The organism is Chryseobacterium sp. 7 (genome assembly GCF_003663845.1).
Lineage (GTDB): Bacteria > Bacteroidota > Bacteroidia > Flavobacteriales > Weeksellaceae > Chryseobacterium.
This window is the reverse complement of the sequence record NZ_RCCA01000001.1, coordinates 878402-892082: the sequence shown is the minus strand read 5'-3', so window position 1 is coordinate 892082 and position 13681 is coordinate 878402. Positions and strand designations below refer to the sequence as shown.

12 protein-coding genes are annotated in these 13681 nt (G+C 36.7%); 8 read left to right on the top strand and 4 right to left on the bottom strand.

The annotated features are described in order from the left end of the window. Positions 1–8: 8 nt before the first annotated feature. From CLU97_RS04200 to CLU97_RS04185, 4 genes are all read left to right on the top strand, one after another. Positions 9–1313 (top strand): DUF5690 family protein, encoded by a 1305-nt coding sequence (locus CLU97_RS04200; RefSeq protein WP_121486829.1) that lies wholly within the window; start codon positions 9–11, stop codon positions 1311–1313. 11 nt (positions 1314–1324) lie between these two features. After that, positions 1325–2479 carry a TIGR03364 family FAD-dependent oxidoreductase gene (locus tag CLU97_RS04195; RefSeq protein ID WP_121486828.1) on the top strand — a complete coding sequence of 385 codons (1155 nt, stop codon included), beginning with the start codon at positions 1325–1327 and terminating at the stop codon, positions 2477–2479. A 7-nt stretch (positions 2480–2486) separates the two neighbouring features. After that, positions 2487–3155: an HAD-IA family hydrolase gene (locus CLU97_RS04190; protein WP_121489644.1), complete on the top strand. Its 669-nt coding sequence runs from the start codon at positions 2487–2489 to the stop codon at positions 3153–3155. Positions 3156–3559: 404 nt separating this feature from the next. After that, the gene (locus CLU97_RS04185; protein WP_121486827.1) at positions 3560–5413 is read left to right on the top strand and encodes an alkaline phosphatase family protein; all 1854 of its coding nucleotides are present in this window, start codon (positions 3560–3562) and stop codon (positions 5411–5413) included. 76 nt (positions 5414–5489) lie between these two features. On the opposite strand, the gene CLU97_RS04180 is transcribed toward CLU97_RS04185, so the two are convergent. From CLU97_RS04180 to CLU97_RS04170, 3 genes are read right to left on the bottom strand one after another with little or no spacing between them, the layout of a single operon-like run. Further along, complete coding sequence (locus CLU97_RS04180; RefSeq protein WP_121486826.1) at positions 5490–5975, bottom strand: GNAT family N-acetyltransferase; 486 nt, start codon at positions 5973–5975, stop codon at positions 5490–5492. A gap of 14 nt (positions 5976–5989) precedes the next feature. Further along, positions 5990–7405: a PLP-dependent aminotransferase family protein gene (locus CLU97_RS04175; protein ID WP_121486825.1), complete on the bottom strand. Its 1416-nt coding sequence runs from the start codon at positions 7403–7405 to the stop codon at positions 5990–5992. Positions 7406–7446: 41 nt separating this feature from the next. Further along, on the bottom strand, positions 7447–7815 hold the full coding sequence (locus CLU97_RS04170; protein WP_121486824.1) for a hypothetical protein: 369 nt from the start codon (positions 7813–7815) through the stop codon (positions 7447–7449). 210 nt (positions 7816–8025) lie between these two features. Between CLU97_RS04170 and CLU97_RS04165 the strand changes: the two genes are divergently transcribed. Together CLU97_RS04165 and CLU97_RS04160 are read left to right on the top strand one after the other, a co-directional pair. After that, a complete protein-coding gene (locus CLU97_RS04165; protein WP_121486823.1) occupies positions 8026–8652 on the top strand; it encodes a helix-turn-helix domain-containing protein in 627 nt (208 codons plus the stop codon). A 203-nt stretch (positions 8653–8855) separates the two neighbouring features. Continuing rightward, entirely contained in the window at positions 8856–9602 is a 747-nt protein-coding gene (locus CLU97_RS04160) for a ThiF family adenylyltransferase (protein WP_121486822.1), read from the top strand. A gap of 19 nt (positions 9603–9621) precedes the next feature. On the opposite strand, the gene CLU97_RS04155 is transcribed toward CLU97_RS04160, so the two are convergent. Then, positions 9622–10380, bottom strand: coding sequence for a response regulator transcription factor (locus CLU97_RS04155; RefSeq protein WP_121486821.1), 759 nt, complete (start codon positions 10378–10380; stop codon positions 9622–9624). Positions 10381–10504: 124 nt separating this feature from the next. On the opposite strand from CLU97_RS04155, the gene CLU97_RS04150 reads away from it, so the two are divergent. Both CLU97_RS04150 and CLU97_RS04145 read left to right on the top strand, forming a co-directional pair. Next, on the top strand, positions 10505–11149 hold the full coding sequence (locus CLU97_RS04150; RefSeq protein WP_121486820.1) for a hypothetical protein: 645 nt from the start codon (positions 10505–10507) through the stop codon (positions 11147–11149). 66 nt (positions 11150–11215) lie between these two features. After that, positions 11216–13612, top strand: coding sequence for an outer membrane beta-barrel family protein (locus CLU97_RS04145; protein WP_228437517.1), 2397 nt, complete (start codon positions 11216–11218; stop codon positions 13610–13612). Positions 13613–13681: the final 69 nt, after the last annotated feature.

The following is a 13681-nucleotide window of genomic DNA, read 5'->3' as shown; positions in this document are numbered from 1 at the left end:
CCATTACCATGGCAAGAACTATCAATAAAAAAACACTGGTAACACTGAAGGCCGCTTTTGCCGCTTTCGGTGTTTACTTCTGCATGTACGGTTTCAGGAAACCTTTTACTGTAGCATCTTTCGGAGGTCTTTCTTATTTTGGGGTTGATTATAAGATTCTGATTATCATTGCCCAGGCAGTAGGCTATTTTATTTCAAAATTCATCGGGATCAAATTTATTTCTGAACTGAAACCTCAGAAAAGAATTACTTATCTTTTTACTTTCATTGCTATTGCTGAGCTTGCGTTGTTGGGGTTTGCAGCCGTTCCTGCTCCTTACAATATTCTGTTTATGTTCATCAACGGAATTCCGCTGGGAATGATCTGGGGAATTGTTTTCTCTTATATCGAAGGACGCAAAACAACAGAAATTATCGGTTTATTTTTATGTTCAAGCTTTGTCGTTTCTTCAGGATTTACAAAATCTGTAGGAAAATTTCTGATGGATAATTTCTCCATTCCAGAATTCTGGATGCCCTTTTCTGCCGGACTTATTTTTATCATCCCTTTACTGCTTTTCGGACTGCTTTTAAATAAAATTCCAAAGCCTACGGAAGAAGATATTTTGCTTAAAAACAAGCGACAGCCGTTGAATGGTTCAGAAAGAAAAGCACTGATCCAGCAGTTTTTTGTACCCATCGTATGTATCATATTTCTTTATATCAGCTTAACGGTTTTAAGAGATTTCAGAGATAATTTCAACCGTGAAATCTGGGACGGGCTGCATTTTACTTTTGACAGTTCCATTTTTACTTTAACGGAAATTCCTATTGCTATAATGGTTCTCGTAATTTTAAGCTTTATGGTAAAAGTAAAAAACAATAAAAAGGCATTTGCGTATTATCATTATATTCTTTTTGCAGGGATTCTTACGGTAGGGCTTTCTACTTATCTGTTCCAGCAGGGTTCCCTGTCTCCTTTTTTATGGATGACTATTTCAGGATTCGGAATGTATATCTGCTATATTCCTTTCAATGGAATTTATTTTGACAGGATGATCGCTGCGTTTGAAATCAGAGGAAATGTAGGTTTTCTGATTTATATTGTAGATTCCTTCGGTTATCTGGGAAGTGTTCTGATTCTTTTGTATAAAAACTTCGGTTCAGCTCAGACTTCTTGGTTAAATTTCTATATCAATTTAAATTATATTATAACAATCGCTGTTTTAATTCTCTCGGTGATAGCTTTTCTGGCTTTCAGAAAAAAGTCAAAGCCGAAATCAAACTCAAACTCTAATCAATTCATCAATTTCGATACGTCGAAAATTTTATAAATTATAATACAATGACAACAAAATTTGATTTAATCGTTGTAGGAGGCGGAATTTTAGGAACATTCCACGCTTATCATGCGCTGAAGAAAAATCTTAAGGTGGCTTTACTGGAAAGAAATTCTGTTCCTCAGGGTGCCACGGTAAGGAATTTCGGACAGGTAGTGCCCTCCGGAATGGATCTTAAATGGCAGAATTTCGGAAGAGAAAGTCTCAAAATATACAATGAACTTCATAATCAGGCAAATCTTACCATCAGACAAAACGGATCTGTATATATCGCTTCTAATGATGAAGAACTTCAGCTGATTGAAGAGCTTTATGAAATCAACAGAAATAATGATTATGAATCTGTTTTATTATCTAAAAACGACTGCATCAAGAAATTTGACGGGCTTCGTTCCGATTATTGCAAAGGGGGTTTGTTTTTCCCGCAGGAACTTTCAGTAGATTCTGCAGAGATGATTGTAAAACTTCACAAGCTGCTTCAGGAAAAAATGGGCTTGCAGATTTTCTACAATACAACGATCCTTGAAACCCATGAAGATGATCAGAAATGTACAGCTGTTGCAGCAGACGGAACGGAATTTAACGCTTCCAAAATCATTATCTGCGGTGGACATGAGTTCAAAACTTTATACCCTAACATATTCAATGACAGTGATCTGGAGGTAAGTAAACTGCAGATGCTTCAGACCAAGCCCCAAGGAATCTATTCACTTCAGGGAAATATCCTTACAGGGCTTTCCGTGAGAAGGTATGAATCATTCAGCGAATGTCCTTCTTTTCAGAAGATCAAGGCATTAGAAGATCCTAATTCATTTGAGAAGAAATACGGAGTTCATATTTTATTCAAACAGGCACTTGACGGTTCTGTAATTATTGGAGACTCTCACGAATATGCGGATGCCAAAAATACAGATGATCTTGGATACGATCTTAATATGGAGATTGATGAATTTATGATTCTTGAGGCTAAGAAAATTATTGATCTTCCTACGTATGAAATTCAGAGAAGATGGTTTGGAATTTATTCCCAGTGCAAAACGAAAGATATTTTTGAGCACAGTCCATCTGCGAATATTCATATTGTAACGGGTATCGGAGGAAAAGGAATGACGGGAAGCGGAGGCTTTTCCCTATTTAATATTGAAAAAATTTACGCATAAAATTGAAATGAAAAATATAGAATTATTAGTTCTGGATATGGCCGGAACAACAATTGATGAGGATAATGTAGTCTACAAAACACTTACTAATGCCGTGAATGATTATGGCTACAAAGTAAGCCTGGAAAAAGTATTATCCAGCTGTGCCGGAATGGAAAAACTGGAAGCCATCACAAGTCTTTTAAAAGAAATTAATGGAAATGAAGAGGATGCTCCTGCTATTTTTGAGAATTTTTCGGACCAACTAAAGGAATCCTATAAAAACCTTGACGTAAAACCCATCAACGGAACTGAAAATTTCCTGCTCAGCATGAAGTCTCAAAATAAAAAAATTGTTTTAAATACAGGGTATACATCGGAAATCGCTCAACAGCTTTTAGATAAACTCAACTGGAAAGAAAATATTCATTTTGATGCTTTGATTACCGCAGACGATGTTTCGGAAAGCCGTCCAAGCCCCGAAATGATCCATCTTGCAATGAAGAAATTCAATATCACGGAAGCCAATAAGGTTTTAAAGGCAGGAGATTCTGTTATTGATATTGAAGAGGGAAAAAATGCAGGTTGCGGATTAACAGTAGCGGTTCTTTCCGGAGCTCAGACCCAATCGGAACTTGAAAAGGCTGCCCCGGATTATATTCTGAATACAATTTCCGAAGCTGAAGGTATTCTTTAACCACTTTTTCATCATATTTTTTTACTACTTCTTGACACAAATGTTTTCATACTAACCCATTGAAAATGTTTGTGTTTTTTGAACCACTCCGTCAAATTTTCAATTTGCCGATTTTCACAACAGACAAATAATTTGGCCGTTGTCATTCTGACGAAGGAAGAATCTTATTAACAACCAAATACATGAGATTCTTCACTACATTCCATTTCGATCAGAATGACACTTTTGAAACAGTCTCGGTTTAGTATGATCAATCAGAGATTTTAGAAATCTTTTTTCGGAAATTTTTAATTATCAATTAATTAACTTTCAGTTCATGAAAGTTTACAAATAGTAAACTAATTTTACAATAATTAAATATAAATTACTATTTGTAAACTTTTGTAATTCAAAAACCTATTCCCATGAAAACAAAACTATTCTCAATGGCTGTTGTAATGAGCTGTTTCCTTGGAGCTCAGACCAAAAAAGTTCTTTTTATCGGTATCGACGGATGTCGTGCAGATGTAATGATGTCTACCCCTACTCCTAACATCCAAAACCTTATAAATCAGTCGATTTACTCTATTGACGGACTTTGTGCCGCCACCACCTGGAGCGGAAACGGATGGAGCACCATGCTTACCGGTGTATGGCATACCAAGCATAATGTTCAGGACAATAACTTTACCAGTCCGAACTATGTTAATTATCCTGACTTTTTAACAAGAGCCGAAACTTACAATCCAAACCTGAGAACAATTTCGCTTGCACACTGGGTGCCTATCAATGATAAAATTGTGAACAATGCAGATGTAAAAACGAATCTCGCGACGGATCTTGCTGTAAAAAATGCAGCGGTAAACGCTTTGCAGAATGACAATCCTGATATTCTTTTTGTAGATTTTGATGATGTAGATCACGCAGGACACTCTTATGGCTTTGCTTCAACGGTTCCTCAATATGTTTCTTCTATTCAGACCACGGATACTTACATCGGAGAGATTGTTGCCGCCATGAAAAACAGACCTTCTTATAATAATGAAGACTGGCTGGTTGTATTAACTACCGATCACGGAGCCATTGAAAGTTCTCATGGAGGAGGAAACCTTACGGAGAGAAATATTTTCACGGTCTATTCCAATCCCGGATTTACCCCTCAGCAGATCAGCAAGACTGTTTTGGAATCCAATAAGACCTTTAACCAGCTGAATTTCCCTGCCGGGACTTATGCAAAGCCAGCAAATCAGACCCCTTTTAATTTTGGAACGAATCAGGATTTCACCATTGAATTTTGGGTAAAACCTAATGCATCCTATTCCAGTGATCCGGTGATGATCAGTAATAAAAACTGGGCTAATGGAAAAAATAAAGGATTTGTTTTCTCAGGATATTCCGGCCAGACTTTTAAAATGAATATTGGCGATGGAACTAACAGAATAGATCTTGTTGGCGGAAAAGTGGAAACGAATAAATGGAAACATATTGCTGCCAGCTTTGACAGGGATGGTCTTGTAACATTATATGAAGATGGTGTTCCGGTTACTTTTGCCAAAATGAATACCATCGGAAATATTGATTCCGGGCTTCCTTTGACCTTAAATCAGGATGGAACAAATACTTACGGAATTAATCTGGCAGCTTCTTATAAAGATGTAAGAATCTGGAAATCTGTACTTCCCAATGATGTTATTGTGAATTGGGCTAACCAGGATATTACCTCTTCACATCCATATTATTCTCAACTGGTAGCGAATTGGAAATGTAATGGAACTTCTGGAAATACATTGACAGATTCCAGTCCAAATGCTAATAACATGACAGTGACAGGTTCTCCAACTTATAATGCGGGTACAGTGAATAATTTTAAAGTGTATGATTATACCTCAACAACGAGAGAAACAGATCACTTTCCTACGGTACTGAACTGGCTTTGTATTCCTGTACAATCTTCATGGGAAATTGATGGGGTTAACAGAATTCCGGAATGTTCAAAGGGAGTATTAGGTGCAAAAGAAACGAAAGTAGTTTCTGATGATTTTAAAATCTATCCGAATCCTGTTTCAGCATTCATTGGAATTCAGTACAAGTCTGAGGATAAGGAAATTAAAATAGAAATCATCGACAGTAAAGGATCTCTTGTATCAACGTCACATTTGAAATCTTCAAGAGGTTTTTATGATGAAAAAATAAGCATTGGAAACCTTCCCGCGGGAATGTATTTCATTAAAATCAATGGTAGCAAAAAGTCACTAACTAAGACATTTATCAAGAAATAAAACAGTAAAGCAATTAGATTTAATTTTAATATTAGAACTCGGATAGGAATATCCTTGTTCTAATATTTTTTTTGGTTTATTTACTGAAAACCAATTCCATTCGCACATCTGCACGGTCATACTCAGCTTTGCCGACAGGAGTATGAATAAAACCTAATTTTTCATAAAGTTTAATAGCCGGAACCAAAATAGAATTGGTAACCAAAAACACTTTTTCAGCTTTTAATTCTTTCGCTTTTTCTACCAAAGCATTTCCCAGCAGGTAGCCTAATTTTTTCCCTTGCGCTTTAGGACTTACCGCCATCTTTGACAGCTCAAAGGTAAGAGGATGATTTTCTGTTTTTACCAATGCGCAGGTTCCTACAACCTCTCCATCCAACAAAGCAAAGGCAATATGCCCATCTTTATTTAAAATTTCTTCTTCCGGATGGTCTAGCAGCTTATAATCTCCTGCTTCCATTACAAAAAAAGTTTTGATCCATTCTTCATTCAACGCTTTGAAAGCTTCTTTGTATTGAGGCTCATACGCTACAATTTTTACTTCATTCTTGATATCATTCATCACTATAAGGTTTATTAAATTCTGTTTTTTATCATTTTTCCCAGCTTTTCCAGGTCACTTTCCACTCTGTCTGTCCATTCTAATGCATAATTCAGGCGCATACAGTTCTGATACTGATTGTATTGTGAGAACATTCTTCCGGGGGCAAAGTTTATATTCTGGCTGACCGCCAAATCATAAAGATCTTCCGTGCAGATCCGCTTATCCAGTTCCAGCCAGAGCATAAAACCGCCTTTGGGTTCTGAGATTTTTGTATTATCCGGAAAATATTCAATCACCGATTTTTGGATCTGAAGGTAGTTGGCATACAATTTCTTTCTGAACATTCTCAAATGATGATCATAACGCCCGTGGGCAAGGAAATCTGCAATCACATCTGAAAACAAAGAAGGTCCACTCACCGTCTGAACCAATTTCTGACGAATAATTTTTTCTTTAAATTTCCCCGGAGCCACCCAGCCTACTCTAAAACCCGGAGCCAATGTTTTGGACACTGAACCTACCCACATCACAATTCCGGCTTCATCATAATATTTACACGGCTTTGGTCTTCCTGCTCCAAAATAAATGTTTCCGTAGACGTCATCTTCCACCAGGGGAACATTATGCTCAGTAAGCATTTTAACCAATTCTTTTTTATTTTCATCAGGCATCTGAAATCCTAACGGATTATTATAATTCACCACAAAACAACATGCAGAAAGCTTTGGCAGCACTTTCTTCAAAGCCTCCAGATCTACTCCTGTAATGGGATGTGTGGGAATTTCTACCGCCTTCAATCCCAGCAGCTGAATCGCCTGAAGAATACCAAAATATACCGGACTTTCCACCGCCACTGAATCGCCGGGCTGCGTAACTGCCATTAAGCAATTGTAAACCGCATTCATCGCTCCGGAAGTAATTACAAGATCATCTTCTGTGATCTTTCCTTCCATGACCATTGACCATTTGGCAATTTCGCGGCGCAATATTTCGCTTCCCTGTACGGGTTCATAATTAGTTCCGCTGTCATTCTTCCTTTTCATGACATCAATTACACATTTCTTCATTTTAGCCACCGGAAGAAGGCTTTTACCGGGAATTCCCAATCCAAACTGTGTGATATCCTTTCCTCCAATTACGCCAAATACTTTATCAATAAGGTCCTGCGGTGTATTCTTTTTTTCTGAGACTTTCATCTGAGCCACGGAAGGCAGTGCCAGTTTTCTCTGAGAAGTCTGGCTTACATAATATCCATATTTAGGGCGTGATTCTACCAGAGAACGGCTTTCCAGTTCCATATAAGCCTGTTTTATGGTATTCAGACTCACATTGTATAACTTTTGGGCACTTCTCAATGAAGGCAGCCTGTCTCCAAACTGCAGGGTTTCACTTTTAATCTGCTCTGTGACAGAATTGGCTATTTTAAGGTACAGAACATCTTTAGGCATAGAATGAGTGTTTTACGTAAATGTACAATTTTATCCTGTCTTTATTCAGGATTCAGCCAGCTGATCATACTGCTGATACTGCTTTTTAACTGTTCCGGATCTTTGAAATTAGAGGTATTACTATTTTTAAAATATCTTTCAGCCCGGGAAAAGAAATTTCTCTTTTCGGCTTCTGTTATTCTGTTTTTATCATAGATTTTAAAAGAGATTTCATCTTTTTCATTAATGATAAGGCTGGCAAAAGCAACGGCTTCTCTCCCATTTTTAGCTACAAGAAAAGGAAGTCCGAAATTTTGATCTATTGTCTTCAGGTTCTGTGTTTCCAGAAAAATATTTTTCAGCACCCACATATCTGATATATAAGCTTCAGCATATTGAAACTGTTTCTGATGTTGAATGATTGTTTCCATATTTTCTTCTTTAGCTAAACAAAATTATGGACTATTTAATTTTGGATACAGATACAGAACTATAGAATATTATGGGTACAGAATTTTATTCCATGAGTTTTCCAATTATCAAGTATTGATAAAAAAGAATGTTTCTACCCGAAATAGTAGCGTGCAAATATTTTTAATATCATTTCATATTTTCTACTTTTGCAAAAATAATGAGACAAAATGAGCTTTTTTGGGGCTAATATTAAAAAAATAAGACAGGTAAAGGGATTAAGCCAAAAAGCTTTTGCTGATTTATTTAATTTAAACAGAGGAGTCATAAGCTCTTATGAAGAAGAACGTGCTGAACCGAAGATTGAAACTCTATTAAAAGTAGCCCATCATTTTGACCTTACTCTTGATCAATTACTGACTGAAACCATTGATGTAAACCAGCTGGCAAGCGTTTCTGAGATTAACCAACTTATGCTTTTTCCGGAGCTGGCGATTCAAAACAGCAAAGAAGCAAAGACAAAAACGGAAGAAAACAATCCAAACGCATCAATATTGCAAAAAATATTAGCATCCGTAGATTTGGTTTATGAATTTACTTTTGACAAACAATTGCTTGCTCAATATAACTTCGGTGACATTTTATTTTTAAATAAGTCTGATTTAAAAAATGGCTCTTTATCTAATTTGTTACTCTATAAAAACGGCCATCTTCAATATGCTTCTGAAGTCAAAGGAAAAGACACTTATCATCATGAATATTATAAGATTGTAGGATACGTTTCTGCAGCAGATAAAAATATTTTCACAGATATTTTTGAAAGGCTGGAAAATCTTGAAAATAAAGTCAAAAATTAATAAATCTGACAAAATAGGTATAGAATATCTTTTACACTTCATTTTAATCACCGTTCGTTGAATAATAAAACAAGCTATTATCTCCAAACCTATATTTAATCTATGTTTTGCATGCTTTTATTTTGATTTTCAGGATCAAAACTAAACTATCGTGTAGTAAGAATTAGGGTGCATCCCCCTATTTTTGTATTAAAATAGAAGCAATGGAAACAAAATATTCTCGAAACAGGCTATATGTACAGAAAGAAGAGCAGCACGCAATAAAAGATTTTTCTATTTTGCTTGCAGGAAGCGGAATTGGCAGCAATATTGCAGAATGCGCCCTTCGTTTTGGCTTTGAAAATATTACCATTGTAGATGGTGACACTATTGAACAGTCTAACCTGAACAGACAAAACTATACCCATCAGGATATTTCTTCCTATAAAGCTGAAACCTTATACCATCGGTTAAAAAGCATTAATCCGGATGCCAATATCCGGTACCGGAGTGAATTTATCACACCTGATAATGTTCATGAAATAATCGGAGATCATGATATTGCGATTAATGCACTTGATTTTTCAAGCAATATTCCTGTTGTTTTTGATAAAATATGCCAGGAAAGAGGAATACACGTACTGCATCCTTATAATCTTGGCTGGGGAGGCCTGGTAGCTGTTCTGGAACCTGATGGACTTCCTTTGGACATTCTTTCTGATGACAATTTTAATGAACTGAAAATGGTAGAGTACATTGCAGGTTATCTCCGGTTTTGGAGAACTCCCAATGAGTGGCTGGAAAATATCATTGACGATTATAAGAAGGAAAAAGAAAATCTTCCTCCTCCTCAGTTGGCCATCGCTTCATGGATTGTTGCCGGAATGTGTACTCACGTCATGTTCAAAATAGCCACAGGAAAGCCCTATAAAACTTTTCCACAGTTCTATATGAATGCTATTTCCGAATAGCTACTTATACACTCTGAGCTTAAATCAGTTTGTAATTGGTAGCGTAGGAAAGCGCTTCCGTAATATTACTTACTCCCATTTTGTCAAACAGTTTTCTTCTGTGAAATTTTACGGTATCACCTGTTACATAGATTTTATCGGCAATTTCATTGATGGTAAGTCCCTGGGCATATAACCGCAAAATTTCGGCTTCTCTTTCCGAGAGCTTTACTTTCTCTTCTTTGATCCATCTGCTATCTTTCAGATCATAATTCCAGATTTCGTCTGTTCCCTGCTTTACAATAGAGATATTTCCGGAGGCATGGTTGTGAGATAAAGAGACAATACACATGGCTTTCCACATTTTACCTTCTGAAGATAAGAAAAGAGGAGTCAGCTTGTGGTTGATAAGGATGGTATTTTTACTTTCATTCACCAAATGAAAATCATAAGAAATGGTGTATAGTTTTCTTTCGTTCACCGGCAGATTTTCATAGAATTCAAATCCTACTTCATTGATTTTAAATAACAGATCCAGATCTTCTTTTTTCACATGCCGGAAATAGAAAGCATAACCCATGGTTTCCACTTCTTTAGGAGTATGATCACAAAGAAATAATGGGTTATCTGATACATACTCGAAGTTTTGCTTCTGATAGTCTATGACATACAGACTCATGTAAGTGATTCTCGCAAAGGCTTTAATGACCTCAAGGTAGTCAGAAGTCTGGTTATTCTCTGACTCTGAGATCGCGCTGATGCTGTTTTTATTTGAAAAGAATTTTCCAATCTCTTCCATAGTTTAGTTTTTAAGGTACAGTTTTCAGGTTACTACACTTTAGTGTAGACTTTAAGGAATCTACACTAAAGTGTAGCATATCCCACTATTCAGTGTAATAATTTTACTATAAAGATAAAAAAATATGGAACATCTTAACTTTTATTCTTTAAGTAATAAAAACTTATACGAATTAGCAGAATTTGTTGTTACCGAAAACTTTAACCATCATGAAAGTTATTCTGATACGGATCAGTTTAAGGCTGAAGTAGAAGATATCTATCATGAAGAGAAGAACTTTAAAAAGTCTAAGATTTTTGTTTCCAGAGATCACGAAGGTAAGATCAATGGTTCTATAAGAGTTTTTAAATGGAACCATAAAGATGTCCTTCCATTGGAGAAACTTTTCCATATCAATCCTTCTTCTTTTATCAAAAACAAAACGACCAACATCTGGCATATCGGAAGATTTGCTATTAAAAAAGGAATTGATAAAACCGGATTTGGGATTTTCAAAACATTAATGGCTTATGCAATCAATGAGGTTTGCTGCAACAAAAACGCTGTTGCTATTGCTGAATGTGATGCAAAGCTTCTGAAAGTTCTTAAACTGATGGGAATTGAGGCTGTTACATTAGCCGAGCCTATCCATTATCTGGGTTCTGAAACGATTCCTGTAATGCTTACTTATAACGGGCTGAAAAAGTTCCTGGACAAGAACTATCATCTGATGTCCACACAGGAGGTAAGTGCCCTACACCAAAGTGTAGTATTACAGCAAACCGCCTAAAACTACACTTCCGTGTAGCATCATTCAAAACACAACATTCTACATTTGAAACATAAAATAAAAGACATGACAAAGAAATACTTAATACCGTTATTATCCTTCATAGGAATGGGCGTTCACCTTAACGCTCAGAGTATTTCCGGTAAAGTATCTGATGAAAAGGCAAAAAATATTTCTTATGTAGAGGTTATCCTCCTGGCAGGAGACAGTAAGTTCTCTGCAATTACAGATGAAAACGGGCTTTTCTCTATTAAACTTCCTAAAGCAGATTCTTATAAAATGGAATTTTTCTTAAACGGAAATAAAGTATACGAAGGAAATGAAAATATAGAAGGCGAAATTACAAGAAGCTACACTATAAAAGACAGTCAGCCGGAAAACCAGGAAATTCAGGCCATCAGCCTGACCAAAAAGAAAAAACTGGTGGAAAGAAAAATAGACCGTCTTGTTTTCAATGTGGAAAATTCGGTTGCAGCAACGGGAGGAACGGCAATAGATGCTTTAAAAACAACTCCTCTGGTTCGTATTCAGGATGAAAAAGTATCCATTGTAGGAAAAGGTGAGGTTTTGGTAATGATTGACGACCGTATTCAGAGAATGTCACCGGATGATCTTTCAAGCTTATTAAAATCTATTCCTTCTGACAATATTCAGTCTATTGAAGTGATTACTACTCCACCGGCCAAGTATGATGCAGAAGGAGACAGCGGACTGATCAATATCAAACTGAAAAAAGGAAGAGCAAATTCCTGGAATGCCAACATTGGAGGCAATTATACTCAGAAAACCTATGCTGGAGGCGGTCTTCAGGGAGCTTTTAACTACAATAGAAACAGACTGTCGTTGCAGGTAACAGCCAATACGAATTCTCAAAGACTCCGCACCACATCAGACAGTAAGATTTACTATCCGGATGAGCTTTGGATTCTGAATGTAAAAAATAAGTCTGAAGAGAACAATCTCGGGCTGGGAGTTGGTGTAGATTATAAAATATCTGAAAAATGGACCACAGGTGCAAAATACCTGGGCAGTTTCACCAGGAACACCTCATCCAACAGTCCTTTCACCTCAAGGTTTAATCCGACAGGAGCTGTTAACTCCTACATTACCTCTGATGTAGACGCGAACAATAAACCCAATATGAACTCTCTTAACTGGTACAACACCTTTAAAGTGGATTCTGCAGGCACAAAAATCACTACTGATTTTGATTATTTCCACTACAGAAAGAGTGATTACAACTTTTATGCAGGAAATGAGCTGGATCTTATGAGAAATATTCTTCCGGGAAGCTTTTTCTCGGCTACAAATACGAATGTGAACCGTATTGAAAACTATTCCGGAAAGATGGATATAGAAATGCCGCTGAAATGGGCTTCATTAAGCTTCGGGGGGAAATATACATACACCAATACCAATAACGACCTTGTGGTTATGGATCATAAAACCGGAACTCCGGTCCTCAATACAGATCAGTCGAATATTTTTAACTATAAAGAGCATAATGAAGCATTATATGTTTCTGCAAGCAAAAAACTGGGCGAAAAATGGGAAACCCAGGCTGGATTGAGAATGGAAGCGACACAGACAACGGGCTATTCTCATAATCTCAACCAGACCAACAAAAATGATTATGTGAAATTATTCCCTACTGCGTATGTAACTTATAATCCGAATGATAAAAACTCATTCTCTCTTAACTACAGCAGAAGGATCCGCAGACCGAATTTCGATTATCTGAATCCGTTTGTGGTGCGTACAAGCCCTTATTATTATTCGGAAGGAAATCCTTTTTTAAAGCCTTCTATTATTGATAATATAGAGTTTTCTTACGTGAGAAATCAAAAATGGGTATCCTCTGTGTATTATTCTCAGGTATCGGATTTCAGCCAGGATCTTTCTATCCTGGATCCTGAGACGAATATCACGAGAAGTACACCGTTGAATTACGCCAACACGTATCAGGTGGGAGTTTCCACCTATTATAATTTTAATAAATGGTCCTGGTGGAACAGCTTTACAGGGTTTAATGTGAATTATCAGAAGGTAAAATCCAAAACAGATTTCATCAGCTCAATAGACGGATATAATGCTTATTTCTATTCAAATAATGATTTCACACTGAATAAATCTAAGACCATATTCTTCAGTGCGAACTACGGGCTGCAGCTTCCTGGACGTTATCAGATCTTTCATATCTCAACGATGAATATTCTGGATGTCTCTATGAAGTTCCTGCTTCTGGATAAAAAACTGACGCTGACGGTTACCGGTATGGATCTTCTGAACGGACAGCGCCCTGTAATCTCTTATGAATCTAATGGGGTGAAAACAGACTTCAGCAGTTATGGCGACACCAGAGGGGTGAGAGTTTCTTTAAGCTACAAATTCGGGAATAAGAATCTGAAATCTGAGCAGCAGAGAAACTTCGGGAATGAGGACGAAAGAAACAGAATTAATTAATCAACTATATACTTGCAAGTAGGGTCCAATAAAGGTTTTATGACTTGAAAAGATAACCACAATCAACTA

Excerpts from the sequence above, each read along its gene's own strand:
- CLU97_RS04195 (WP_121486828.1), top strand. The coding sequence starts at position 1,325 with ATGACAACAAAATTTGATTTAATCGTTGTAGGAGGCGGAATTTTAGGA.
- CLU97_RS04150 (WP_121486820.1), top strand. The coding sequence starts at position 10,505 with ATGGAACATCTTAACTTTTATTCTTTAAGTAATAAAAACTTATACGAA.
- CLU97_RS04180 (WP_121486826.1), bottom strand. The coding sequence starts at position 5,975 with ATGAATGATATCAAGAATGAAGTAAAAATTGTAGCGTATGAGCCTCAA.
- CLU97_RS04155 (WP_121486821.1), bottom strand. The coding sequence starts at position 10,380 with ATGGAAGAGATTGGAAAATTCTTTTCAAATAAAAACAGCATCAGCGCG.
- CLU97_RS04170 (WP_121486824.1), bottom strand. The coding sequence starts at position 7,815 with ATGGAAACAATCATTCAACATCAGAAACAGTTTCAATATGCTGAAGCT.
- CLU97_RS04145 (WP_228437517.1), top strand. The coding sequence starts at position 11,216 with ATGACAAAGAAATACTTAATACCGTTATTATCCTTCATAGGAATGGGC.
- CLU97_RS04165 (WP_121486823.1), top strand. The coding sequence starts at position 8,026 with ATGAGCTTTTTTGGGGCTAATATTAAAAAAATAAGACAGGTAAAGGGA.
- CLU97_RS04160 (WP_121486822.1), top strand. The coding sequence starts at position 8,856 with ATGGAAACAAAATATTCTCGAAACAGGCTATATGTACAGAAAGAAGAG.
- CLU97_RS04200 (WP_121486829.1), top strand. The coding sequence starts at position 9 with ATGGCAAGAACTATCAATAAAAAAACACTGGTAACACTGAAGGCCGCT.
- CLU97_RS04190 (WP_121489644.1), top strand. The coding sequence starts at position 2,487 with ATGAAAAATATAGAATTATTAGTTCTGGATATGGCCGGAACAACAATT.
- CLU97_RS04185 (WP_121486827.1), top strand. The coding sequence starts at position 3,560 with ATGAAAACAAAACTATTCTCAATGGCTGTTGTAATGAGCTGTTTCCTT.
- CLU97_RS04175 (WP_121486825.1), bottom strand. The coding sequence starts at position 7,405 with ATGCCTAAAGATGTTCTGTACCTTAAAATAGCCAATTCTGTCACAGAG.